This window comes from Bradyrhizobium diazoefficiens USDA 110 (assembly GCF_000011365.1).
Lineage (GTDB): Bacteria > Pseudomonadota > Alphaproteobacteria > Rhizobiales > Xanthobacteraceae > Bradyrhizobium > Bradyrhizobium diazoefficiens.
Genome location: NC_004463.1, coordinates 8,443,993 through 8,466,128, shown reverse-complemented (window position 1 = coordinate 8,466,128; position 22,136 = coordinate 8,443,993). Strand labels below are relative to the sequence as shown.

Genomic DNA, 22,136 nt, shown 5'->3' with positions numbered 1-22,136 from the left:
GTAGAAGAATTTGGACGGCCGCCCTCCGGGAAGCGCGCATCGCAATTGCCGCCGTCGGGCACCATCACGGAGCGTAGGTTAGTTTAGTGCATTACGTTGTGACCGAAAAGTTGACGACAAGGAAGATCTGCCCGCCGATTCCGGGGCTGTCGGTCACCTCGACGCGCCCGGTAAGGTCCTGCCACAAGGGTCCCTCTGCTCCATCGTTGAGGATTTTACTGCTCAATTCGATCGCCGCTGCTTGCGCGGCGGCGATATCCGGAAGTTCCAGTCCGACATCATCGAAGATGGTAATGCCGTCGTGGACATGGAAGAAGAAACGGGTCATCCGCACGACTCCCCCAAGAGACGGCAGCGAAAGCGCGCGCTCTCTGCCCGCCAATGTGCGTAACGCTAATATATACCGGGGGTGCTAAGGCGGAGAGGACGCTCTTTTGGGGAGATGGAGTGCCTCTTCGGGGGTAGGTGTCTGGTCAGATCCCAAGTCGGCGGACTTCGCCTGGGCGGAGCGCATCTGATTTCACGCGCAGGCGGTGCTGCAAGAGCCTAACGATTTGCCCGTCACCAACGACCTGCGCGACCGCTTCGGTCGCCCTCTCAGGTTCGACCGCTGCGACCCAGTATGATCTTTCCCCGTCGGGCGCGATGACCGCGACCATAGGTAATCGGACCATCATCAAAAAATTCCATACTGAAAGTCACAACCATAAGTTTTAGGATTTGCCAAAACAAGACCTGGTCGCAGTTATGGTTAGCGTCGGCGAGAACCAGATAGATGTCGCGGTCGAGCCGGTCCGCGGGCAAGATCGAGGGCGAGACACGCATACGCAAACTCCAACACAGACGGTATCGGAGAGACGACCCCGGCTTCAGGGGCTTCCGGCGGGGAGGGCCGGGGCCGCTCCGCCGGCTCGGGGGCGAGCCGGCGACGATTCAAATGCGCCGCGCTCGCGTGGTTCCTGCACTAGGGCGTGTACTCACAAACGTCGGCTTACCAATGTCAAGCGGAAGTCTGCCATCTTGAGCGTGATCGGCGACTTGTGACCCATAGCCGTCATTCCTTCGTGACTCGAAGCGCGTCGACTTTCCTAAATCACCCGCGGTAGCTTAGACGGCGCCATAGAAGTGCCGATACTGCCAAGCGGCTTCCCTCTGTAGTTGAGGTTCAGACCACGGCTGGTCTTTGAAGCGCATGACAGACATAGGCGAGAGATCGACAGCCGGCTTGCCATCGATGATCCAGGTTGCAAGCGCCTCTCCGATGGTCGGCGAGATTGAGAGGCCAGCGACGTTGCACCCGCTTGCAAAATAGAAGCCTGCAGCTCCGGAGGCCGGGCCAAGGATGTGGTGGCCGTCGGCGGTCATTGTCGGAATGCCACCACGAAATTCTCGCACTTTTGCCGTTTGCAGGATTGGAAGTTGATCTTTGACTTCAAGAGCCGCTGAACGCAGCACGTCGATGTCGAGTGGCATGTCCTTGATGTCGAAACTGGCTCCGAGCGACTCCATGTCGAAAAGTCGTGGGGTTTCTTCGTAGACACCCCAAAGCAAGCCGCCCTGGCAGGGACGCGTGTATACGGCGGCATCCATGATCCGAATCATTGGTTGGTCAGCACGCGCGCCATCCAAAGGCTCGGTGACGATGAGTTGCTGCCGGGTCGGGACCAGAGGCACGGAAATCCCACATGCCTCCGCGACCTATCGCGTCCATGCACCAGCCGCATCAACCACGATCGGGCCTTCAATGATGCCTTTCGAGGTGGTTACGCCGGTCACCTTGCGGGCAGTGATGTTTACGGTGAGCACGTCCGTCTTTGGCAGTACGGTTGCGCCTCGAGCTGCCGCTGCTATGGCGAAGCCGGTGGCGACCTGCGCGGGGTCGAAATACCTGTCGTCACCGATCCTCATCGCCGCGACGACGCCGGTCGGCTTTAAAAACGGATTGAGGCGACTTGCCTGCTCCGAAGAAATCGGCTCGACATCAAGGCCCATGCGGCGCCCGCGCTCAAGGTCAGCCCTGATCACCTCCGCGTCCTGCGGCCGACGCGCGATCTTCAGGCTGCCAGAGTGCACCCAATCGAGAGGCTGCCCCGTTTCTTCGGTGAACGCTTCAATCTTACGGCAAGCGTCCTTGATGAGGCCAATCATCAAGTCGCTCTTGCGGACGCAGCTCACCATGCCCGCAGCGCGGGGCGAGGTTTGCGATCCGATATCGTGCTTGTCGATCAGAACGACGTTGAGACCGCGTTTGCTCAAGTAATATGCTGTGGCAGCGCCGAGGCCGCCGGAGCCAATGACAATAGTATCGGCCTTGCTAATCATGGGACTATGCTCGAAACACGTTAGCTGGCACCGAAGTCTATCACCGGCGGTGGTAGCCGACTATTCTCTTTCTCTGGGCAACAGCCGTAACGAGGGCCGTTGTTGGCCCAGAGGCGAAAAGGCTCGGGTAGTCGCAGAAGTCCGGTGTGTTGGGTAGAGTGGACATGGGCGACCCGGTCTTCGACCGGCGCTCATTTCCCAAAACCGACCTTTAGCCCTCTGGCAGCCCGGCCAAGCGCATGCCCTCATAGAAGCGTTCGCGTCTGACTAGGTAAGTCGGATTGTTACTCGGAGCATGGCGTTGGAAGCGGCGGATGGTGAACCCTGGATCGAGTGCAAGCCCTACCTGCGCGGCGGCCCGTGCCTCGTCCAGCCACCCAAGCAGCGCCAGCGCGGCGGCGAGATGGAAATGCGCGAGGGGGAAATTGCGGTTGGCCTCGATGCTTCGGCGCAGCCAGGCGACCGCCTCGGCGTCGGCATTGAGCTGCACGTTGGCGCAGCCGACAAACAGCATCCACCGGTAGACCCAGATATCCCGGGGAGAGAGGCGCAGCGCCTCATGGACATGGGCCTCGGTCTCCTCGGCGCGAGCAAGAAAATACTTGGCAAGACCAATCCAGCCATGGGCGTTAGCTAGATTTCGATCCAGCGACAACGCGTGCTCACATTCGGCGATACCTTGGGCCGCGCGGGCCGTAAAAATATGCACGGCGCCGAGATACATGTGGGCCGGGGCGTATTGCGGAGCCAGGGACAAAGCCTTGATTAAGGCCCCCTCGGCCGCCGCGAGCAGCGCAGCGCGGTCGTCAATAGAAAAGTTAGCGCCCCTATTAAAGTCAACTATTGCGCTGCCAACCAGTGCTTCGACACAGTCGGGATCGAGCGCCAAGGCACGTTCGAAAAAGCCGCGCGCTTGCGCCAAGTGTTCGTTGGTTAGTCCTTCGTGTAAGCAAGCGATGCCCTGAAAATACAAGTCCATCGCATCAGGATGCGGCGAACGTTGCGCTAGCCGTGCCTCGGCCGCGATGAGCTGGGCATCGAGAGTGTTAGCGAGCCGCGAAACGATTTCGTCCTGCATATCGAAAAGGTCGGCGACAGGCTTGTCGAAGCGTTCGGCCCAAAGATGATTGCCGGTTTTCGCGTCGATCAGCTGCACATTCACCCGAAGTCGGTTGCTGCCCCGCTGCACCGAGCCTTCGAGCACGTAGCGGACGTTCAACTCGCGCCCGACCTTCTTCACGTCGACGGCCATGCCCTTAAACGTCAACGCAGTGGTGCTGGCAATCACGAATGAGTCCCTAATGCGCGACAGGTCCGTAGTCAGGCTCTCGGTCACGCCATCGGCGAAATAGTCTTGCTCGGGATCGCCGCCGATGTTCGCGAACGGCAGCACCACGATGGACAGATGTGTCGGGGGAGGTGTGCTCGGCATCGCACCCTCAGTCGTTGTGCCCCGAATAAATCCATCCCAGACCACAGCATAGGCTCGGACTGGGCGGGCAATATTCTTGAGGCTCTGCTCGCTAGATCGGCGAACTCGACCGCGACCTTGCCGCGAACCTGATCGTAGGCGGAGGAGGATAGGCAGATGCCGCCGGGTTCGGCGATGCCCTCAAGCCGCGCCGCGATGTTAACGCCGTCTCCAAAGATGTCATGCGGTTCAACAATTACGTCGCCGATATTGATGCCCACACGGAACAGGATGCGCCTGTCTTCAGCATAACCGACGGTAAGTTCGCGGACGCGGGTCTGAAATTGAATGGCAGCTCGAACCGCTTCGACCGCGCTTGGAAACTCTGCCAAGAAGCCGTCGCCGGTGTTCTTCACAATGCGGCCCCCGCGTTCGGCAATCGCGGGCTCGACGGCGTCTGCTAGGAGCGCTGCCAGTTTGGCGTGCGTTGCCTCTTCGTCATTGTGCATCAGCCGCGAATAGCCAGCGATGTCGGCGGCCAATATCGCCGACAACCTACGCTCGACCCGGACTGGCCGCTTTTGCACCATGGCTCGCAACCCAACCGAGGAGATATTGTACGACGGATCGAATGACCAGGCCACGCTGCTCATGTCGCTTATTGGCCCAGATGCGACCCTGGGCGCGGCACAACAATACGTCCGAAATTGAGGTAGACCGGAAGTCGTCGGCCGAGACGTGCACCGCTGCTTTTGACCCCGATGTACGGTCCGGCCGTGCGTAGCAAGAGGTTCGTCGATCAGGTGGTGTGGTCTTGCATCAATGTATCCGGCCTTTGATTGGAGCATTTTCTCCGGGCCATCATGGATATCAGCGCGCGTGCGTTCTCATTAGCGGACAGGCCTCGATTGGGCCATTTGGGTCACCAGTGTTCGCATGCGCCGGGAAGACCGAACCTCCATCTCGTCTCATCCTCTCGCAGACCTCGGCTGGAACCTGTTGATGGGGTTACGTCATCGCTTGCTCCTCCTACCTCGCAGTTCCTGTGTTCGAGCCAGGGGCCGTTCCTTCGTCCCGGCCCGCAGGACGTGCGTCGCGTCGCGCGCACGGGCGGTCAAGGCCGGCCGTTGCGCTTTGCTTGCGGCTGGCTCCGGCGTTGCCAGGCCGCGCCTTGACCGCGCCGAGCACGGCGCGACGATCAAGCGGGTCGGACGCCTGCATCGTTGGTCCTTGTCAGCTCGAAGGCGCGTCCTTTAGCCAGCACCGCCCAGGCGATGCGGGCAAGCTTGTTGGCGAGTGCGATCGCCAGCACGTTGTGGTGCAATCGCTTCTTGGCGGCTTCGATCCAGGATCTGAGTCCGTAACGTTCCCAGTTCTTGATCCTGACCAGCACCACCCATGCCGCCTGGACGAACAGAACGCGGAGGTAGCGATTGCCGCGCCTTGAGATTTTGCCGAGGATCGTGCGGTCTCCCGTCGAGATCTGCTTGGGCACCAGCCCGAGCCAGGCGCCGAAGTCACGGCCTTTGGAGAAGACGTCTCCAGTGCCGATCGCGGCCACCATGGCGCTCGAAATGATCGGCCCGATGCCAGGCACCGTCATCAGGCGCGAACATGCCTGATCTTGACGGGCCAGTGCTTCGATCTCGCCGGAGAGCCTATCGATGCGCTGATCCAGCCGACGCCAGTCGCCTGCCAACTCCTCGATGACACACAACATGCGTGGCGACAGGGCATCGGTGCGCGTCGCAAGGATGGTGGGCAGTTCTGTGCGCAGGAAGCCGATACCCTGGCGCACCGCGATCCCGCGTTCCAGCATGAAGGCGCGAATCTGGTTGATGATGCCGGTGCGTTGCGACACCAGCCGCTCGCGCACCCGATGCAGCGCCTGCAGATCCAGTTGCTCCGCGGTCTTGGTCGCCACGAACTTCATCGTCGGGCGCTGCACGGCTTCGGCAATCGCTTCGGCGTCATTGAAGTCGTTCTTCGGTCCTTTGCTATAAGGGCGGACATATTTGGCCGGCATCAACCTGGCATCGTGACCTAACGATGCGAGTTTGCGGCTCAAATGATGTGCGCCGACGCAGGCTTCCATGCCGATCAGGCAAGGCGGCATATTGGCGAGCCGCGCCTCGACCTGGCCACGCGACCACTTTTGCCGCAGCACGACGGTGCCGCGCGTATCGTGGCCCACGACGTGGAACGAGTTTTTGCCGATATCGATGCCGATCACGGCGATCGCGGTACTGGGTGTCTGGGACATGGCGTGCTCCTTGTCTTGGCGCCCCTGGCCAGCTTATCGCTGGCGGGGCAGGAGCACGGCCGGACCATCCCATTAGCGGACTTCGTGCGCATCGCGTCTACGGAGCCAATATCGCAATTGATAAACTTCGATCTGCTCGGCAAGGCTTTCTTTGGAACCAGCCGATAAAACTTCCAGGCGCGAAGGATTATGTTCCATGTACCTCCTCACCGCCTGCGAGTTCGAGAAGATGACGATCGGCGAGATCTATCAGTCCGGCTGTTTCAACACTCTATGCGCGTTTATTATTGGGCCGCCTTGGCAGGAAAGCGCAAGGGCCTGACCTTTGACCCGGAACTGCATTAAGGGCGGCCTCGTAACAATCGGTGGACGAGGTGCAATGCTGCAATCGTTCCGAAAAGGCAAACAGCGCTGCGTGTTCTTCCATGCGACGGGATAGTGCCTCTCAGCTCGCTTGCGATTGGTGATGTCGTGCTGAACGCGAACCGCATAAAGAAAGCGCCCGTCAGCATCGCGGACGCTCGACGACGTCACCTGGGCCCAGATATGGCCGCCATCCTTGCGGGCAATGCGCTTTTCGATGCTGCAGCGCTCGAACTCGCCCGCGAGCTGGCGCTGGAATTGACGGCGATCCTCCGACACATCTTCCGGATGCGTCTCCTCGAAAATTGTTAGGCCCAGCAGTTGGGCCGCCGAATAACCTGTGAGCGAAGGCCTTCTAACCGCCGTCTATCAGTACCAGATCAGGGATGGCTGGACGCTGCAGCCCAATTTTCAGTACATTATTCACCCCGGTGGAGGAGCAACGAACCCTTCAGGACCTCTAGCCGGAACGCCACTCGAGAATGCTTCCGTGTTCGGCTTGCGGACGACTCTTAAATTTTAGGAGGGACTTCCGAAACGTAGTTCGCGCCGTAGGCGCCACATGAGGACGGCGACCGCGAACCAGACGAGCGAACCCGCTGCGAGGCAGAGCGCGGGCTGTAAAGCGCGTCCGTGCCAGATGAAGAGCGCGAAGCAGGCAAGGCCCAGACTTCCCCATCCGGCCCCGGCGGCATCAAGTGCGGCGGCAGCCTTTCCGCGTCGCTGCCCGCGCAGGCCGTTTTTCTCCTTGCGCTCACGCTCATGCTTCTCGATCAAGGTCGCACTGGCACAGAAGATCGCTGGAAAGGCCAGCATCAGCCCGCCGGCCTCCGGCCCTGCCCCGTCCGCGACAAGGCCAGCCACCACGGTTGCCAACCCGCCCAATGCAAAACGCACGACATATTCGTAAAGTCGTCCCTGCTTGAGTGCGGAGAACTTGAAGTGGACAACCATAGTGGTCAGCCTATCAAAAATTGCTTGAGGCCTATCGCGGCCACAAGCCAGATCGCGAAAGCGGCGAGGGTGGCCTTGAGCGCCGACCATTCGGCCCGTATCAGCAACTGACAAACAGCAACGCTGTAAGCCGCGAGCGCGATCGAACCGAGCATCATCGAGCGGCCTTCGATCGCAACATAGTCGCCGCCATGTTTTGAGAAGGCGAGGCCGAGCGTTGCTAGAGCTACGGAGGGCGCGGCGCCAAACAATCCCGCGAAGCTCTTGGGCCGCAGCACGTCGCCTATGACCGCAAACAGGGAAACGACCAAGCCGCCAATCAGAAAGCGCAGCGCGTAGTCCACCATTTCCTCCTTGATCGCCGTTTCTAGGACGATCTTGGTACCAGCATGCTGACCGCCATGCCGACGATGCAAAGAGCCATCGCCGCCGTCGACGCCCAGCCGAGCCAATACAGCCAGCCTTCGACCACGAGCTTGCCCATCACGTCACGCCGTCTGACAAGCAGCATTAAAACGGTCATTACCGGTGCTGCTAGCACCCCGTTAATGACCGCACTCCAGTAAAGCGTCTTGATCGGATCAATTGGCGTGAAATTGAGCGCCACACCGAGGCCGACCGAGAGGGCAAGCACCGAATAAAACGCCATGGCCTGCCGCGGTTTGCGGGCGAGGCCAACGGGGCATCTGCGGCCTTCGCCAATGGCATAGGCTGTCGAGCCGGCCAGCATCGCATGAATATTACATCAGGGCTGCTCAGGGCACTTTGACAGTCCTTTGGCCGACAGGCTCGCCTGACCTGTGCCGCTGGTTTAATGGTGCCAGAAGATCGCGAGCAGCAGAATGATCGGCAACGGTATGCCCAGCAACCACAACAATGCGCCTCGTCCAAAGCCCATGGCTCTCTCCTCCATTGATCTGTCCCTCGCATCCAACGCGTCCGTCCGGCGCACAGTTCCTCGCCGGGAACGGTTTTCGAGGCGGTTGATTGAAAGACCAGGTCGACTTGCTCTGCTTTCCAATCACTCTTTTACGGAGATTGCTGCAGGGCATAAGGACATCTGCGAGAGAAGGCAGTCGATGACGATACGAGTACATCCTTTGTCCGCCGATATCGAACTTGCGCGTGCGATTGCGCGACACACCCGTCCGCTGCCGGAGCGGATTTCGGGCGCGCTGACCTGGGGAGCGGATGAGCATATTCTGACCGCGGTTGCCGTCGGATGGTGGCTCTGGTGTCGCGCCAAACCACTGCCGCAGCGGCACGCAAGCGATCATGTGCTGCTGACGACGCTCGCCTCTGTCCTGTTGCCACACCTTCTAAAAACGCATTTTGACCAGGTGCGGCCGGACCGGCGCACCGTGCGCGGCCATCTGCATGGCATCCCACTCTCCGGCCGCGCGCTGGATGCGTTCCCCTCGGGGCATGCCGTGCATGTCGGTGCCCTCGCATCCGCCGCCGCGGTCCTGTCGCCCGCCAAGCGCAATCTCGCGTGGGGCCTCGGCGCCGTTCTGGTGTCGACGCGCGTGTTCCTGCTGGCTCACTGGGCAAGTGATGTACTTGCGGGTCTGGCGATCGGAGTCGCGCTGGAGCGCGTCATAAGGCGGCTGACGGGATTTGGTCGTCAGGGAAGATCGGGCTAGTCATGGGGCAACTGCTCGCACCCCCCGGTCCTCACGCCGTCCATCTCTGCATCGACATGCAAAGGTTGTTCGCACCGTATGCCCCGTGGGCAACGCCCTGGTTGGAGCGTGCGCTACCCGAGGCGGTCAGGCTGATTGCGCACGCGCCGCCACGTACCGTCTTCACGCGCTTCATTCCGGTCCGTAACAAGGCCGAGGCGCGCGACGTCTGGAAAGCCTATTATGAGAAATGGGAATGCGTGACACGCGACAAGGCCGATCCGGGGTTGCTTGAGCTGATGCCGGCCCTGACACGCTTTGTGCCGCCTGCCACAGTCATCGACCGCCAGACTTACTGCGCATTCACCAATAGGCGCCTGCAAGCCTTTCTGGATGAGCATCAGGTGGACACGCTGATCGTGTCTGGCGGTGAGACCGATGTCTGTGTGCTCGCAACGGTGCTGGCTGCGGTCGATATCGGCTACCGTGTTATCCTCGCTGAGGACGCGCTCTGCAGCTCGTCTGATGAAAGTCACGATGCGCTCATCAATCTCTACACCAAGAGGTTCAGCTTGCAGATCGAGGTGGCGCCGGTTGCCAGCATCCTTGCGCGCTGGAGCGTCGTCAGGTGATCAGCCAACCTCGTAAAAAGCTCTCGTTTCTTCGGGGCGGTCGCCAGGTCACGGATGAGGGCGCACTCGGCAGCATCCGTGCGGAGCTTTTCCAATTGAGCCTGCATGCCTTTCATTGCGATCAGTTCCGTTCCCGAGCGGAACCATACCGCTTGTGTACGAAAGCGCACAGACCTGATTGCCAGTTTTTCCTAAGCTAGGGATGCTTAGCGACCCACTACCGCCAAGCACCTCCAACGGTCCCAGCATAGGGGTATGCTGGGGCCGTTTTTATTGGACCTCAGCCTTGATTAAGCCGCACGAAGGTTCCGCTCTCGTGCAGCTCGAGCCAGCCTCTCTCGACCGCATGCTGGATGCCGGTGCCGAACTCCGGGCCCGTCGCCTTGCAGCCGTTCCTGGAGAGGAACGGCGCGTTGATCTTCTCGATGTGAATGCGCCCATTGACGGGCTCGACGCCGGCGGCGAGCTCGAGGAGCTTGCGTGCGGCAACTTGCGGATCTGCGAAGTGGCGGGTCTCGACGTGCTTCATGCGCTGGCGCCGGCGAGCTTGTCGCGCTCGATGCGAGCCAGTTCCTTGGCCTTGGCCTCGGCCTCGTTGCGCGTCAGCAGATCCGGTCGAAGCCGCCGGCCGGGCAGGTCGCCCCAGTAGAAATAGACGCTCGGACGGCCGTCCGCGAAGCGGACCTTATAGCTGCCGGTGTCGGGGACGCGTTCGTGCTTCTTGATCGTGATCGGCGTGGTCATGGGGGCTTTAATAGGAGCTCGGCACGGGCGCTGTCACGTATCAATCTTTGCGGTGGACCGCCAATAGCATAGGTCTAGGAGTTCGGTACCATAGAGCACGTCGCCAACGGGGTCGCGGGGCACCAGGAAAACTTGGCAGCCGCCCTGCCACATAGACAAGGGCCGCCGACTCGCCATCAGCGGCCCCGTCCGGGTTTCAATAATTCCGAGATCAAATGGTCTAGCCAGCCCCGGATTGCCGATTTTTCCCGATCCTCAAGATTCTCGCAAGCACATTTGTGAATCGTCTAATTGATTTTTTCGCTGCCACAGACGCAGCAGATTAGGCGGGTGTCTCCTGTCTGCCCCTGCGAGTGTCTTAACTAGGGCGCGGACTCATAACGCGCAGCCAGCCCTGTCCAGACGCAACGCTTCCGGGCAGGCCCCGGTTGGACACTTACCGAGTAGAAGGGGACCGACAATTTCCGCTGAAACCGTCCCAATGGACACCTTCTTGCCTTTGCTTTCGGTGCTATGATTGGGCACCAACGGCAGTGCAACATCTGGGTTTGGGGGTCCTATTGGCGATTAAAGGAGAGCCGGGACTTCAACGCGAAGCTCTCGTCAACGAGCCGGCCCTGGACCGTGCCGAGCGGTTGGCCAATCTGCTGGCCTCCATAGTTGAATCTAGCGACGACGTGATCGTTAGCAAGAATCTGGACGGCATTATTACAAGTTGGAATAAGGGGGCTGAGCGCATCTTCGGCTATTCGGCCGCCGAGGCGATCGGCCAGCCTATTACACTTGTGATCCCGGAGGACCGACAAAGCGAAGAACGCGAGATTTTAACCCGCATCCGACGAGGTGAGCGCCTCGACCATTTTGAGACTGTTCGCCGACGTAGGGATGGTAGCTCAATCGTCGTTTCGCTGACCGTTTCTCCTGTCAAAGATGCCCACGGCAACATCATTGGCGCATCTAAGATTGCTAGAGATATTACCGAGCACAAGCGAGCTCAGGAGCAGATTCGCATTCTGGCTCGCGAGGCGGAGCACCGAAGCAAGAACATCCTCGCGAACGTACAGGCAATCATCAATCTTTCTCAGTCCGACACCTCCGAGCGCCTCAAGGAAGTGATCAGCGGGCGCATCCAAGCGATGGCAAATGTTCACTCGCTGTTTGTTGAAACGCGGTGGATAGGAGCCGAGGTCTCGGCGATCGCCAAGCAAGAGCTCGCCCCTTATCTCCAAGAAGGCCAAGACAAGCGGATTGTGATGGAGGGTCTGCAAATTGTATTAGAACCCACCGCTGCACAGGCGATTGCTGTGGTTTTGCATGAATTAGCGACCAACGCTGCCAAGTATGGAGCGCTGTCTAACGCGAAAGGCTGGATTGGATTGGATTGGTCGCGAGCCGAGGATGGACAGCTAATGCTCCGCTGGACCGAATTGGGCGGTCCGAGGGTAAATGCGCCCGAACGCAAGGGCTTTGGTAGCCGCCTCATCGAAGGAACGATCACCCCACTTGGCGGCAAGGTGCATTTTGACTGGCGCGCGGAAGGGCTAGTTTGCGAAATCGCCGTTCCGACGTAAAACCCAATCGAGCTTGGCTTCGCTGCTCTCACGACATATTGCGCTGCCCCAAGAACTTGGTCGCTATAGGAGCCACCAGTCACATGACGCCGCCGGGTTTATAGGTACACGGCCTAGGACAGCACCCGATAAACCTTCGCGCGTTGAGCCGCTCGATCCTCGAACAGGAGAAGCCGCCAACTGAGGCGGCCTTTATTTGGTGAGATGGAGGGCGATCTTCTCGGCTTCGATTTTCTCGACCATCGCGCCGATTGCGGCGACTGTCTGTGCATCAGTTACCTTCGCAAGCAAGCCTTTCAGGTGGTTGATCCGTCTATCTAGCTCCACGCAATGTTCGCACATGCTTGCCATCCACGGTGGGAGGCGTGAACAAGGACTCGCAGTCACCGGCAAAGGCCAAATGTTGTAACGGTGATGGCGATCAACCGGCCTATGCCGGCAAATGTTCCTGAAACCGCTGAGCGGATTACTCAGGCAGTGGCAATCCGGGCGATCTCAGCCACTCGCTCACGTGCGAGCCGGTTTCGGCTTGCCAGGCTTTGCGGAGCTTTTCTTGGCGCTCCATTCCTGGGGGAGGGATTTGGCCTCTTCACGGAGGCGTTTTGCTATTTCGGCTAAACGTTCTTCAAGGGACTGTATTTGTTTGAAACGGCGGCGGCGCTGCATGACAACACCTCGTCTTACGGGTCCTAACCGCAGGGTTTGAGTTTTCCGATTCCTAAGATGCGGATCCCGACAAGTTGGTTCCATCTGGAGGAACAACGGTGGTGGGCTATCGTATGTGGCTCGCGAACACTCAGTTCGCAATGAAAATCGAACACTAAACCGCCAACTGAGGCGGCCTTACGCTGGTTTTTCAGCCCGAATATGCAGAACGTAGAGCGTGTTCTGAAACTCGTCGGCCACTTCCATCCGCCAGTCTCGGCCCGGTACTAGGTTCCCGTCAATGCCCTGTAGTATCTGCCCGGCGGTGACAGTGGCCTCCTTCCACGCGGCATGCTTGTCCGGGAGGTCCTCGCCCACGCGGTCGATCTCGGTGCGCTCGTGCGTAATGTGAAAGAAATATCTCGGCATGCGCGGTAATGCGGTACGTCAGGCTCACGTTCCAATCGGGCCGAAAAGCGTGCTCATTCAGCGGGGGCTGAATAGGGTAGTTCGAAAATAACATCGAAAGATCAAAAGGTTGCCCGCGCCTGGGAGACTAGGGTCGGAGGTTCAAATCCTCTCGCTTTGCAGGACGCGCTTCTCGGGACACCGGCCTCGACAGCCTCCTAGCCGGGGCGAATTTCAAGGGCCTTCTTAAAAGCTTTCTCTTGCGGTGTACGTCACCGCCTCAATCTTGTTTCCATCGAGGTCGCGTACGAAGGCACCAAAATAATTCGCGTTGTAATTGTCTCGGATGCCGGGAGTCCCTTCGTCAACGCCTCCAAGCGCAAGTGCGGTCGCGCGGAAGCTCTCACTGTCTCGCGATCCGGTGCTTGAAAAGCTACGTGAGTGCCATTTCCTGCCGTTGCCCGAAGCCCGTCTATCGGGGTTTCGATACTGAAAATGATATCCGAGGCGCCGTAGTGGAGCGAACGGTCCGAGTGTTTGAGGAGCCGCAGTCCGAGAAGGGACATCAGCGGATCGTAGAAAGCTCTTGCGCTGTTGACATCGTTACTGCCGAGCGAGACGTGATGGATCATCTGGTCACCGTTTGAGGCAATACCGTCGCTTCAATCTTTCGGTCGTGGTCTCTGCGGCATAATGGATACGCCCGAAGTCGGCTTCGTCCTTTGCGGTGACATGAAGCCTCCAGGTCACGTCTCGGGCCTCGCCAGCGACGCATTCGACCTCGACAGAAACCGCATGCTCGCCGCCCGGGAAGCTCCGAATCTGCTGAAGCGCCATAAGCTCCAAGTCGGTCTTCGAGATTGATGTTCTTGCCACCGCAGCCTCCTCCCGCCGCCCCGTCCTTTCATCGGCAATCACTCGGCCAACCGACCGCGCGCGGAGATGTTCCTCGGGCGCTTGAAGGCCGCTCGTGCGGTCAGCTCCCTCAAGACTTGTCGAAACGCGAATGTCGCTGAGGACGGCTTTTCGTACGCTCGATATCGCGGCCACGTTCTTTGCCGCTGGGGCGCACCCACACAAAGATCGCTCGATAAGTCAGCTTTTCTCACAGTATTCATCCGGAGCTGTAGTTACACGGACTGGCGACGCCGGCGATCTCAACGGCAGGCGATGTGGCGAAGATGCAGCGAAGAAGATTGCGAATTCGACGAATGCAGGTCGGTATCAGCCTGCAGCGGAAGTGCGCAGTCTTCAGGCCGCGGCTTGGCTGACTGTGCGGATACGAAAACGGCGAAACAGGTGATCGCAAACATCAGCCGAGCACCTGCGAGCGGCCAGCAACCGCGCTCGCACAATATGCGCGGGTGAGCGCCAGACGGATGGCTCTCTACGACGCGCAAAGCGGACATTCACCGTCAGCGGCTTCACCTAGCTGCCGACCAATCTCGCCCATAAGAGCCCGCGGGTCCCAGTTCGTGCCGTCACTCTTGACGACTCTCTTCGCGCGCTCGAAAGCATGGCTCTCGGCCGCATCATCCCCTATGCGGATGGTCACTTGAGAATGGAAGGGGCAGACCGCGATTGCACGGGTCGTCTCTAGAGCAAAGCGCACGGTCGCGCGGAGATCATCGGCGTAATTTTCGGCGGACACGTTAGCCTCCTGTCGCACATCGCCTGCGAGATCAACACACAGTCAGGGGCGGATAGGCAGTTAAGGCGAGGCCCGGTGTGCCTAGGAGCCCAGGGCCTCATAACCTCAGAAGCCTGACAATAGGTTGTTCGGCTACGCGTCCAGTCTGTCCGACATGGCAGGATATCGCTTTGACGCTGCGCAAAGCCCCTCGGACCAGCCCGGCCCACTTGCGGCGGTACGGAGGGGACAGTTGCGGGGCCGAGCGGTCCGACGGGCTGGCGCCGTGAGGAGGCGCCACGCAATTGGAGGCTAGTCCCAGTCGGCGATATCGCTCTGTTCACTTGTGACCCGGAACAGGTATTTGTAATGTTCCCGCACTGGAACATCGAGGCCGCAGATGAAAGACATGCAGGCCCAACTGGAGAAGCTACAGCGAGACGCCGCTGAGTGCGCCCTTATTCGCGACTTGGCGACGGACCCCAAAAAGCGCGAACTGTTTGCCAAACTGGCTGAACACCTTGCGGTGCTCGCATCCGCAGTAGAGCAGGCTATCGGTGAGAGCACGGCAGCGACATCGCTCCTGATCTGCCGCCCAAGCCGTAAAAATGTGGACGCCAGCTTGACCGAGTTGCCCTAAGCTCCATCTCGTAATCAGGCATCGAATGCCTATTTTTCCTGAATGCGTTCATTTGAGTTTTGCCTTCCCAGCAGAGGTGTGGCCGTCTCTAGCGGGCCGGATTGGCTTCATGAAGTAAAGTATGACGGCTACCGTCTTCGCCTTGAGCGCGAGGGCCACCGGGTACGCCTGATCACGCGCGGCGGGTACAACTGGGCCAGTCGCTATCCTTGGATCGTCGAGGCCGCGCGCAAGGTCCGCCAGAAGCATTTCGTCCTCGATGGCGAAGCAGTCGTGCTCGGCGTCGATGGCATCTCCGATTTCAACGCACTTCACTCGCGCAAGCGCGACCACGAAGTGCAGTTCTGCGCCTTCGATATTCTCGCCGAAGGCGGCGACGATCACCGCAGGCTCTCGTTGTCGATGCGGAAGACGAACTTGGAGCGCCTGCTGGCGCGGCGTCCTGAAGGCGTTTTCGTTAATCCCTTTGAGCGTGGCCAGCTTGGACCTGACCTATTCCGCGCCGCGTGCAACATGGGTCTTGAAGGATTGGTATCGAAGCGTCGCGACCAGCCTGATCAGGCGGGCCGGAGCAAGCATTGGGTAAAGGTAAAAAACCGCAGTCACCCCGCGATGGAGCGGGAGCTGTGAGGTCGCGAACAAACAAGTTGGCAGGCACTAGCATGTTGCACGCAAGCAACTCTTCTCTTGTTCCATGATTTGCACCGTGGTTTCGGCTTCACACGATAAGCCTGACCTGCGTAGATAATCTGCGCTAAAAATTGGCTGGTAATATTATGATCGGCGGGGAAGAAGCCACGCGCATCCGGCGCCTACAGAAAGACCGTCTGTAGATGGTCTTTCTGTAACGCGCGGCCGTTCGTATTAGTCACGCAGGAAAATATTTTGGGCTTTCTCGCGAAGCCTAAGCCGCTACATTCATACTATTGCGATCTCATATTTTATAATGGGGCCGACTATGTTGGACGACGAATTTAATAGGCAACGTGCGAAAATATTACGTGAACTCGCAGAGCAAGCCGACCCATTCATCAAAAAGCGCCTTTTGAATTTAGTGGAGCGCTACGAACCCAGGCGGCAGCCAACGCCCGTGGACGAGCGGTTTGCAACCCGCGGAGATAACGTCGATAGATAGGCGGCCGTGGCGAGGCCGATCCGTTTCCCCTGACACAAAGCAGAAAGGCCCCGACGATGTCGCACGTCGTCGCCCTTCACGATCATCAGGCCGGTTACGTCCGCCGTGCCTGCTGATCCAAACAGAAACTGACCACCACCGTCTCGACCAAAGGCCAAGTGATATTGCCCAGGGCGATCCGAGACAGCGGCAGTGGCCGGCCAGAACGAAACTGACCACGGAGAACGCCCCCGAGGGCGAACTTGCAACCGCGCCCGGCTCGTCAGCAGCCGACGCCAGAGCAGACGTGGTGGGGATGCGGCCAAATGAACGCGAATGACCCGTTGCAGACATCAAGACAACACTTCGGCCGGCGTAACGACCTGCCAATTGCAATCTTTAGCTGTGCATGTTCAAACCAATTGAATACATTGTAGAGCCACTAGCAGAGTAACTTGTATTCTCCACGCGGTTTAGCCTAACAACTGGTTGAAGGACATGGGAGATGCGCTCGGGCTCGGCGGGTTGGGTATCACTATTGGTCGTGGTACTTCCATCCATATGTTGTGAAGAAGCGATGGGAGGAGATCCGACGACTTTCGATTTCAACTATTTCGAGTCCTTGCCGCGAAAAGAGATTGTAGCGCCGCGCAAACGTATCTGAACAGTCGCTTTCCTGCGGGTTCAGATCTTCAAGTTTTGCAGAAAGAGCTGGTTTCCGCTGGCGCGAGATGCGCGAGGGGAGTCGGGCGGCGCGGCGTGTACTACGAATGTGATTACGAACGATGGGCTGGAGTGCCGCTGGTCACAATGGAATGGAAGATAATATTGCGTCCGGATGCAGTGAGAAGAGGCTGCAAGAGATATCAGTAAACCGTGCACTGACGGGGCTTTAGAACGCGCTGTCCGCTCCTGGCCCCAAGCAGCCACTGGAGAACGTCCGCTATTCCGCCGCTTATCAGGGGCAAGCGGACATCTGATCTGAGGCCATTTGCAAGTGCGCCCGCCCAACGATCCGGCAATCATTGGGCATCACCACAACAATTGCCCTTGAATGCCCAGCCATGTGACGCAGGCCACAGGTCCATCATTCGCAAATCGGTTTGCTCTCCGTAGGCTAGGAGGCATGACACCATTCTTCCGACGAAAATCACCCATGGAAAAGCTTGAAGCCGAACTGGCCTCGCTGCGCACGCGCGCCGCAGCCTTGGATAGCCGCCATTCCGCTGCGGAAGCGGCCCACGATGACGCCAAAGCGAAACTCCAGCGTCACCACCTCGATGCCGATCTTGATGCCGATGACAAGGCCCGCGCGAAGTTGGAGACGGCGGTCGCCGCCTGCGCCGTGACCCGCGACGGTTACGCGAATGCGCTCGTGGAGGTGCAGGCGAAGATTACCGATGCCGAGCAGAAGCTCGCAGCAGAACGCGCTACTGTCGAACGCAAGGCCGCAAGCGAAAAGCTGGCTAGTGATCTCGATGCCGTCGAGCGGGCGCTGCCGGATTATCTGGCGGCTGGCAAGCGCTTTGCCGACGCCCTGGAGAAACTTCACTTCCACCATGAGAGCGGCGCAATGGTCCGCTTTATCTGCAACACCGCGACGCAGGTCGAAGTCGCTGCCGGTTTTGCGCTCGTGGAGCTGCGCGGCATGGTGGTCGCGGTCCGCGAGGGCGTTGCGCCTATCCCGGCAGCCCAGCCGGTCACCACTTCGGTCCCGATTGCTGAGCCGTCGCCGCCGACGCAAATGATCTTCATGATGAAGTCTGCAAATTTCGGCGATCACGACGGCCGCATCCGTTTCGCCAAGCAATTTGAAGATGCAACCATGCCGGTGACGACTGCGCAGCGTGCTCTGCGCATGGGTGTGGCGGTCTTGGTGACGGATCCGAAGCGCGCTCGGCTCCGTGGTACGCGCGGCGGCGACTTCAATCCGCGCGCGCCCGATGTCATCGATCTCGATGTCGTCGAGGAGCCCAAGAACCTGCCGCACTTCGATCCTGTGCCGCGCTCAGCGAACTTCACTCCGCTCCCCACCGCGGAACCGCGCACGATCCTGATTGACGTTCCGCGTTCGTGAATAAGCTTTCGCGGAGTCGGTGGAAGGCGGCCAGCTCATCGGACGCGATGAGCTGGCCGCAGGAGTTCCGGCATGAATGATGACTACATGAGCTTTGGCGACGAGCACGACGAATACGACGATCTGCTCGGCCGGTCACGCCGTGGCAGCGCGCTTGCTCGGCAAGCCGCTCGGCGGAGCGACAATCAATCCCGATCAGAACGGGAAGTACGGCGGTCTCGTGTGGGGGCCGCGCCACAGCGTTGCCTTCGGCAGCGATGACGACGCTGCTGATGTGCCGGAGCTGTGCGGCCAATTGCGGGACCTCATGCCCCAGGATGGCGAGGTTCGCGGCGATGCCGCAGATACGTACTTGCACGTGCTCGACCGTTGCATTGAGCTGGGCGCGGCATCTGTCGCGGAACGTATGCTTCTGCCAGGGAGCCCGTGCCCTCCGTTAGTGACGTTGAGCAAGCAGTTGCGCTCGCGACATTGGTCTGCAAGTCGGCACAGGCTGTCGAGCGGTTCCTGTCGTTCTGCGAGCAGCAGGCGCACGATCTGCTGCGCCCACACGGCCCAATCATCATGGCCCTGAGCATCGTGCTGAAAATTCGCCGGACCTTAACGGGCGCGGAGATCGACGACGTTATCGCAACGACGGTCGCGGGTCTACAATTGGCGGCCGAGCGCCGACTGCGCGCCGAGTGGCGCAAGGGCGAGCTGGCGGCCGAGCGCTTTCGCGCCGCATGTGATTACCTCAATGCCGTGCGGCTGCCATCATCTGCACAAAATCGGGTGCAGTAATCGGCGACATCTGGATCAGAGGGCACGGCGGATGTAACCGGCCTGATAATCTTGAAGGGCCCCGACGTGCAAAGCGTCGGGGCCATTTGTTGTGGTCGAACGTAGCCGTCTTTCCCTCGTTCCCTTAATGTCGCCGCTGCGCGTATATGGCGAGGAGACCCACTTGCCTCGCCCCGATCCGCCGATTGGATTTGTCAGCGCCAGAATTGTGCAGGATGTTGTAGGCATGTTGGTATCTTATCCCCAGACGCCGAGCAGTTTCCGCAGTGGTCGGGCCGTCGCCCGCCAAAGGTCGTGCTCGATCTGAGGTGGTCATTTCGGTCCGACCATAATCGGCGGCGGCTCGACCGTGCTCAGGTCCATTTCCATTGCGGATTGTTCCTCGGACAGCCGCCTTTCGAGGTAGTGCCGTTCGGCCTCACTTAACTCAGTTTCGAGCAGGCGCCGATATCGATCAATATTGTTCCTATGGGTACGTAAACGAGCAATTCGTTCTTCGGTCATCGTCGATCTCTCCGACGGACGTGGTCGCAATTACTTGGGATCGGCGTTGAGGTACTGGACGTCGTAGGTATCCCATTCCGTGGAAGCAGAGGGATTATTTTGACAACCTCGTGGTGAAAACGTGCCTGCTGTCCCATGCCCGGAAATGGCACCTCAAACGGCACGGCGTTACTACGAGCTGCATTGCCTCTCATCACAGAAGGAAGTCAGATCAGGTCATTCATTGCCTTCAGCCTGAACCGGCGGCTTCTGCGCGCCCTGCACACTCTGGCTCAGCGACGCCAGCGCGGTGTTCAGCTCATCAGAGATGGGCGCGAGGTCCCTAATGTCCTCGAAGGCTTGGGCGATGCGCTCATTCGCTGATTTCTCGAACGGCTCGAAGCCTTCAGAGATGCGCGTTCCTGCTCCAAGAACGGTGGAAGCGGCCATCGGCCCAAGCAGGAGGAGTGCGGTTCCGATGATGCCGATCTTGCGGATGCGAGCCATCGGCGGTGGCCGCAGGAGGCGGTCATTGATCATTGTCTTCACCTCACGGCGTACAGTCCGTGCATCATGCCAATCGTTGCGAACAAACGGTAGATCGGGCGTCTACCATTAGGAGGTAACTCAAGCAGAGGCGCGTTCTTGTCGAGTTGCCCGTGGCGCAGATCGTGGGCGCCGCGCAAGTAGGCGTTCTAGATTGGACTTGCGAAGATGCAGCGGCAGCCTCCGCAGATCGTCGCCCGTGTGGCTTTTACGGCCTTGGGCGGCAGGCTTGCCAATCGCCCGCTCCACCTCCGATGCGAGCACAGACAGGTGTTCGGCTAGCCTGGCAAACAGGTAGTGCCAGCGCCCGACGGGGTCAGCGCCGACAGTGCCAGCGTCCTGGCGGTCAGAGAAAGCGAGCGTCAACCTCCGCGCCCCACGCAGCACAAGTGCTTGCGCTGCGAATAGGGCGCGGTTGATGTTTTACAATCCAGGGCCGCTTCATCATCTGACGATTCGTGTACGCTCTCACGCGCTTCTTGCGCGGCTTGACGAACGGCTTCTGATGTCGGCTAAGCGCACGCACAACGCCGACGCGAGCGAAGATCGTCGGGCCTCCGAGATCGACCACCAGCATCAGCGCCTCGATGGCGGCCTGCCATTCCGGAGCATCATGCTCGGGCCTCGGCAGCTTCGTGATGACGGTGGCGGCGTCGTGCAGCGTGATCAGCTTGCGGCCATCTGGCAGTAGGATCGGATCGTCGAAAGTCCCCTGCCAGCCTTGGTTGTTCATTACGCTACTGCGGCTCGTGCTTGTCCGTCAGTTCTCGCGCCGCCAGGCTAAGCTCCAGCTCTCGAAGCCGCTCTATCAGCAGTTCGACGTCCGTTGTTTTCGGGACGCGATTTGAGGCGTAACGAAAGCCGAATCGCGCTTGCAAACCTAAAAATTGGTTCTGCGTCATAATCATAATGACTCCGACGCAAAAATAGAAAATAGGGTGGAAAAAACAAAGATATTGGGAGGAGTAGGTGGATACTCTAAGTCGCCTGCGCGCGATGGCATCGCTGTGCCGTCAGACTGCTGCGCATCACCCTGATCGAAGTTGGAAACTGCTCGCCGAAGCTGAGTTTTGGGAGCATTTGGCCGATGATGCGCTGCGCGATCAGTCATGCACATCTGCCTTCCCGCTCCCAGCAATTGGAGATGATGCGAACACCACGCAATCGGCCCACAGTAGGGCGGCATGAGCGCTTTCGGTACCAAGTCCCCTTGACGGTCACAGCTAGCTCTCACTCTTTGCAGAGCGTTCTGTTCTAGGGAAGGAGATCTCAAATTTCCTCGCGGGGTACGAGCGAGTCAGCGGTTGGAATCGCAGTAGATCACGGAAAACGCTGAACTGAATTTTTTCGGCAGGGGTTGCGTTCATGGATAGCGTAGAGCGGTGCTTCGCCGCAGTGACGGCAATCGGTTTCTTTGTGACCGTCGTCGGAATGATATTGTTGCAAACGATGTGAGTTCTGCTTGGCCAGCTCGCGACGCGCCGCGCAGCGGCAACGCACCTCCTTCAGCTAGGTGGTGCAGCGATGCGCGCCTGCGCAAGATCGACGCGGCTTGCTTCGCCAGGTTATTAGCCTCGCCCCGTAGCCGAACAACCTGCCGTTCAGGCTGCTGAGGTTATGGGGGCTCGGGCCCGGAGTGTCACCGCTGCGCTACACACGGGAGCACGCAGCGGCGCTGGTCCGCCCGAACAGAGGCGAGCGAAACAGTTCATTAGCTTTCTTGTGGCTTGCTGGGAGCCGTGCCGATTACCGCTGATTACGGCACACGGAATGGGAATGTCGGCCCCGGCTGTTTCTCCCAACCTGCGGCTGGGGCCGATTTGAACTTTCGCTGTATGGTTCAACCCGGTCCACAACCATGTTTAGAGGCATAGCTATCGCGCTATTTGGGCTGAGCATTCTTTCGCAGCTCGATCAGGCGCTCTTTT

23 protein-coding genes and 4 pseudogenes are annotated in these 22,136 nt (G+C 59.5%); 9 read left to right on the top strand and 18 right to left on the bottom strand.

Annotation, left to right across the window (positions count from 1 at the left end; genetic code table 11):
• Positions 1-91: 91 nt before the first annotated feature.
• From BJA_RS39190 to BJA_RS39175, 4 genes and pseudogenes are all read right to left on the bottom strand, one after another.
• Complete coding sequence (locus BJA_RS39190) at positions 92-328, bottom strand: DUF6894 family protein (RefSeq protein ID WP_038966177.1); 237 nt, start codon at positions 326-328, stop codon at positions 92-94.
• Between the two features lie 779 nt (positions 329-1,107).
• A pseudogene (locus tag BJA_RS43410) lies at positions 1,108-2,322 on the bottom strand (NAD(P)/FAD-dependent oxidoreductase).
• A gap of 211 nt (positions 2,323-2,533) precedes the next feature.
• Positions 2,534-4,323, bottom strand: a pseudogene (locus BJA_RS39180) (adenylate/guanylate cyclase domain-containing protein).
• Positions 4,324-4,931: 608 nt separating this feature from the next.
• On the bottom strand, positions 4,932-5,996 hold the full coding sequence (locus tag BJA_RS39175; RefSeq protein WP_011087397.1) for an IS110-like element ISBj4 family transposase: 1,065 nt from the start codon (positions 5,994-5,996) through the stop codon (positions 4,932-4,934).
• Positions 5,997-6,192: 196 nt separating this feature from the next.
• Here BJA_RS39175 and BJA_RS43750 point away from each other — a divergent pair, with 196 nt between their 5' ends.
• Positions 6,193-6,318, top strand: coding sequence for a hypothetical protein (locus tag BJA_RS43750; RefSeq protein WP_257784485.1), 126 nt, complete (start codon positions 6,193-6,195; stop codon positions 6,316-6,318).
• Between the two features lie 179 nt (positions 6,319-6,497).
• Here the strand turns inward: BJA_RS43750 and BJA_RS43405 are convergent.
• Positions 6,498-6,665 (bottom strand): annotated as a pseudogene (locus BJA_RS43405) (PAS domain S-box protein); the annotation flags it as partial.
• Between the two features lie 34 nt (positions 6,666-6,699).
• Between BJA_RS43405 and BJA_RS39165 the strand changes: the two are divergent.
• Complete coding sequence (locus BJA_RS39165; RefSeq protein ID WP_082901065.1) at positions 6,700-6,882, top strand: carbohydrate porin; 183 nt, start codon at positions 6,700-6,702, stop codon at positions 6,880-6,882.
• Here BJA_RS39165 and BJA_RS39160 read toward each other — a convergent pair.
• The 3 genes and pseudogenes from BJA_RS39160 to BJA_RS39150 form a co-directional block, all read right to left on the bottom strand.
• The gene (locus tag BJA_RS39160; RefSeq protein WP_011090440.1) at positions 6,879-7,313 is read right to left on the bottom strand and encodes a DUF3147 family protein; all 435 of its coding nucleotides are present in this window, start codon (positions 7,311-7,313) and stop codon (positions 6,879-6,881) included. The genes BJA_RS39165 and BJA_RS39160 overlap by 4 nt on opposite strands.
• Before the next feature lie 5 nt (positions 7,314-7,318).
• Positions 7,319-7,660, bottom strand: a complete 342-nt coding sequence (locus tag BJA_RS39155; RefSeq protein WP_038967813.1) for a DUF3147 family protein — start codon at positions 7,658-7,660, stop codon at positions 7,319-7,321.
• Between the two features lie 20 nt (positions 7,661-7,680).
• Positions 7,681-8,043: pseudogene (locus BJA_RS39150) on the bottom strand (divalent metal cation transporter); the annotation flags it as partial.
• Between the two features lie 370 nt (positions 8,044-8,413).
• Here BJA_RS39150 and BJA_RS39145 point away from each other — a divergent pair.
• Positions 8,414-8,956, top strand: coding sequence for a phosphatase PAP2 family protein (locus BJA_RS39145; RefSeq protein ID WP_211434525.1), 543 nt, complete (start codon positions 8,414-8,416; stop codon positions 8,954-8,956).
• 2 nt (positions 8,957-8,958) lie between these two features.
• Positions 8,959-9,567, top strand: coding sequence for a cysteine hydrolase (locus BJA_RS39140; protein ID WP_011090437.1), 609 nt, complete (start codon positions 8,959-8,961; stop codon positions 9,565-9,567).
• On the opposite strand, the gene BJA_RS43400 is transcribed toward BJA_RS39140, so the two are convergent.
• The 3 genes from BJA_RS43400 to BJA_RS39130 form a co-directional block, all read right to left on the bottom strand.
• Positions 9,489-9,683 carry a hypothetical protein gene (locus BJA_RS43400; protein ID WP_074076792.1) on the bottom strand — a complete coding sequence of 65 codons (195 nt, stop codon included), beginning with the start codon at positions 9,681-9,683 and terminating at the stop codon, positions 9,489-9,491. The genes BJA_RS39140 and BJA_RS43400 overlap by 79 nt on opposite strands.
• Before the next feature lie 164 nt (positions 9,684-9,847).
• The gene (locus tag BJA_RS39135) at positions 9,848-10,096 is read right to left on the bottom strand and encodes a hypothetical protein (RefSeq protein WP_038967815.1); all 249 of its coding nucleotides are present in this window, start codon (positions 10,094-10,096) and stop codon (positions 9,848-9,850) included.
• Positions 10,093-10,311, bottom strand: coding sequence for a hypothetical protein (locus BJA_RS39130; RefSeq protein WP_038967816.1), 219 nt, complete (start codon positions 10,309-10,311; stop codon positions 10,093-10,095). Before BJA_RS39130 ends, BJA_RS39135 begins: the two co-directional genes overlap by 4 nt.
• A gap of 560 nt (positions 10,312-10,871) precedes the next feature.
• Here BJA_RS39130 and BJA_RS39125 point away from each other — a divergent pair.
• The gene (locus tag BJA_RS39125; protein WP_236842145.1) at positions 10,872-11,882 is read left to right on the top strand and encodes a PAS domain S-box protein; all 1,011 of its coding nucleotides are present in this window, start codon (positions 10,872-10,874) and stop codon (positions 11,880-11,882) included.
• Between the two features lie 192 nt (positions 11,883-12,074).
• On the opposite strand, the gene BJA_RS39120 is transcribed toward BJA_RS39125, so the two are convergent.
• The 3 genes from BJA_RS39120 to BJA_RS39105 form a co-directional block, all read right to left on the bottom strand.
• A complete protein-coding gene (locus BJA_RS39120; RefSeq protein ID WP_156149849.1) occupies positions 12,075-12,224 on the bottom strand; it encodes a hypothetical protein in 150 nt (49 codons plus the stop codon).
• A 501-nt stretch (positions 12,225-12,725) separates the two neighbouring features.
• A complete protein-coding gene (locus tag BJA_RS39115) occupies positions 12,726-12,956 on the bottom strand; it encodes a DUF6894 family protein (RefSeq protein ID WP_011090434.1) in 231 nt (76 codons plus the stop codon).
• A gap of 1,366 nt (positions 12,957-14,322) precedes the next feature.
• Positions 14,323-14,586 carry a hypothetical protein gene (locus BJA_RS39105; protein WP_028176062.1) on the bottom strand — a complete coding sequence of 88 codons (264 nt, stop codon included), beginning with the start codon at positions 14,584-14,586 and terminating at the stop codon, positions 14,323-14,325.
• A gap of 379 nt (positions 14,587-14,965) precedes the next feature.
• Between BJA_RS39105 and BJA_RS39100 the strand changes: the two genes are divergently transcribed.
• The 4 genes from BJA_RS39100 (at position 14,966) to BJA_RS39085 (ending at position 19,179) form a co-directional block, all read left to right on the top strand.
• On the top strand, positions 14,966-15,205 hold the full coding sequence (locus tag BJA_RS39100; protein WP_038967817.1) for a hypothetical protein: 240 nt from the start codon (positions 14,966-14,968) through the stop codon (positions 15,203-15,205).
• 42 nt (positions 15,206-15,247) lie between these two features.
• Positions 15,248-15,835, top strand: a complete 588-nt coding sequence (locus BJA_RS39095) for an RNA ligase family protein (RefSeq protein ID WP_011090431.1) — start codon at positions 15,248-15,250, stop codon at positions 15,833-15,835.
• A 1,640-nt stretch (positions 15,836-17,475) separates the two neighbouring features.
• Positions 17,476-18,396: a hypothetical protein gene (locus BJA_RS39090; RefSeq protein ID WP_038967819.1), complete on the top strand. Its 921-nt coding sequence runs from the start codon at positions 17,476-17,478 to the stop codon at positions 18,394-18,396.
• Positions 18,397-18,822: 426 nt separating this feature from the next.
• Positions 18,823-19,179, top strand: coding sequence for a hypothetical protein (locus tag BJA_RS39085; protein ID WP_011090428.1), 357 nt, complete (start codon positions 18,823-18,825; stop codon positions 19,177-19,179).
• 312 nt (positions 19,180-19,491) lie between these two features.
• On the opposite strand, the gene BJA_RS39080 is transcribed toward BJA_RS39085, so the two are convergent.
• The 4 genes from BJA_RS39080 to BJA_RS39065 form a co-directional block, all read right to left on the bottom strand.
• Positions 19,492-19,683 (bottom strand): hypothetical protein, encoded by a 192-nt coding sequence (locus BJA_RS39080; RefSeq protein ID WP_011090426.1) that lies wholly within the window; start codon positions 19,681-19,683, stop codon positions 19,492-19,494.
• Positions 19,684-19,899: 216 nt separating this feature from the next.
• Positions 19,900-20,202 carry a hypothetical protein gene (locus BJA_RS39075; RefSeq protein WP_060910340.1) on the bottom strand — a complete coding sequence of 101 codons (303 nt, stop codon included), beginning with the start codon at positions 20,200-20,202 and terminating at the stop codon, positions 19,900-19,902.
• Positions 20,203-20,554: 352 nt separating this feature from the next.
• A complete protein-coding gene (locus BJA_RS39070) occupies positions 20,555-20,941 on the bottom strand; it encodes a hypothetical protein (protein ID WP_063713279.1) in 387 nt (128 codons plus the stop codon).
• Between the two features lie 4 nt (positions 20,942-20,945).
• A complete protein-coding gene (locus BJA_RS39065) occupies positions 20,946-21,116 on the bottom strand; it encodes a hypothetical protein (protein WP_157839457.1) in 171 nt (56 codons plus the stop codon).
• Positions 21,117-22,136 lie beyond the last annotated feature (1,020 nt).

What these genes read in the sequence shown, in the direction of transcription:
- BJA_RS43750 (WP_257784485.1), top strand. Translation starts at nt 6,193, where the DNA reads ATGTACCTCCTCACCGCCTGCGAGTTCGAGAAGATGACGATCGGCGAG.
- BJA_RS39140 (WP_011090437.1), top strand. Translation starts at nt 8,959, where the DNA reads ATGGGGCAACTGCTCGCACCCCCCGGTCCTCACGCCGTCCATCTCTGC.
- BJA_RS39100 (WP_038967817.1), top strand. Translation starts at nt 14,966, where the DNA reads ATGAAAGACATGCAGGCCCAACTGGAGAAGCTACAGCGAGACGCCGCT.
- BJA_RS39070 (WP_063713279.1), bottom strand. Translation starts at nt 20,941, where the DNA reads ATGAACAACCAAGGCTGGCAGGGGACTTTCGACGATCCGATCCTACTG.
- BJA_RS39160 (WP_011090440.1), bottom strand. Translation starts at nt 7,313, where the DNA reads ATGGTTGTCCACTTCAAGTTCTCCGCACTCAAGCAGGGACGACTTTAC.
- BJA_RS43400 (WP_074076792.1), bottom strand. Translation starts at nt 9,683, where the DNA reads ATGAAAGGCATGCAGGCTCAATTGGAAAAGCTCCGCACGGATGCTGCC.
- BJA_RS39115 (WP_011090434.1), bottom strand. Translation starts at nt 12,956, where the DNA reads ATGCCGAGATATTTCTTTCACATTACGCACGAGCGCACCGAGATCGAC.
- BJA_RS39190 (WP_038966177.1), bottom strand. Translation starts at nt 328, where the DNA reads ATGACCCGTTTCTTCTTCCATGTCCACGACGGCATTACCATCTTCGAT.
- BJA_RS39095 (WP_011090431.1), top strand. Translation starts at nt 15,248, where the DNA reads ATGCGTTCATTTGAGTTTTGCCTTCCCAGCAGAGGTGTGGCCGTCTCT.
- BJA_RS39075 (WP_060910340.1), bottom strand. Translation starts at nt 20,202, where the DNA reads ATGATCAATGACCGCCTCCTGCGGCCACCGCCGATGGCTCGCATCCGC.
- BJA_RS39090 (WP_038967819.1), top strand. Translation starts at nt 17,476, where the DNA reads ATGGAAAAGCTTGAAGCCGAACTGGCCTCGCTGCGCACGCGCGCCGCA.
- BJA_RS39175 (WP_011087397.1), bottom strand. Translation starts at nt 5,996, where the DNA reads ATGTCCCAGACACCCAGTACCGCGATCGCCGTGATCGGCATCGATATC.
- BJA_RS39155 (WP_038967813.1), bottom strand. Translation starts at nt 7,660, where the DNA reads ATGGTGGACTACGCGCTGCGCTTTCTGATTGGCGGCTTGGTCGTTTCC.
- BJA_RS39135 (WP_038967815.1), bottom strand. Translation starts at nt 10,096, where the DNA reads ATGAAGCACGTCGAGACCCGCCACTTCGCAGATCCGCAAGTTGCCGCA.
- BJA_RS39080 (WP_011090426.1), bottom strand. Translation starts at nt 19,683, where the DNA reads ATGACCGAAGAACGAATTGCTCGTTTACGTACCCATAGGAACAATATT.
- BJA_RS39130 (WP_038967816.1), bottom strand. Translation starts at nt 10,311, where the DNA reads ATGACCACGCCGATCACGATCAAGAAGCACGAACGCGTCCCCGACACC.
- BJA_RS39120 (WP_156149849.1), bottom strand. Translation starts at nt 12,224, where the DNA reads ATGTGCGAACATTGCGTGGAGCTAGATAGACGGATCAACCACCTGAAA.
- BJA_RS39065 (WP_157839457.1), bottom strand. Translation starts at nt 21,116, where the DNA reads ATGATTATGACGCAGAACCAATTTTTAGGTTTGCAAGCGCGATTCGGC.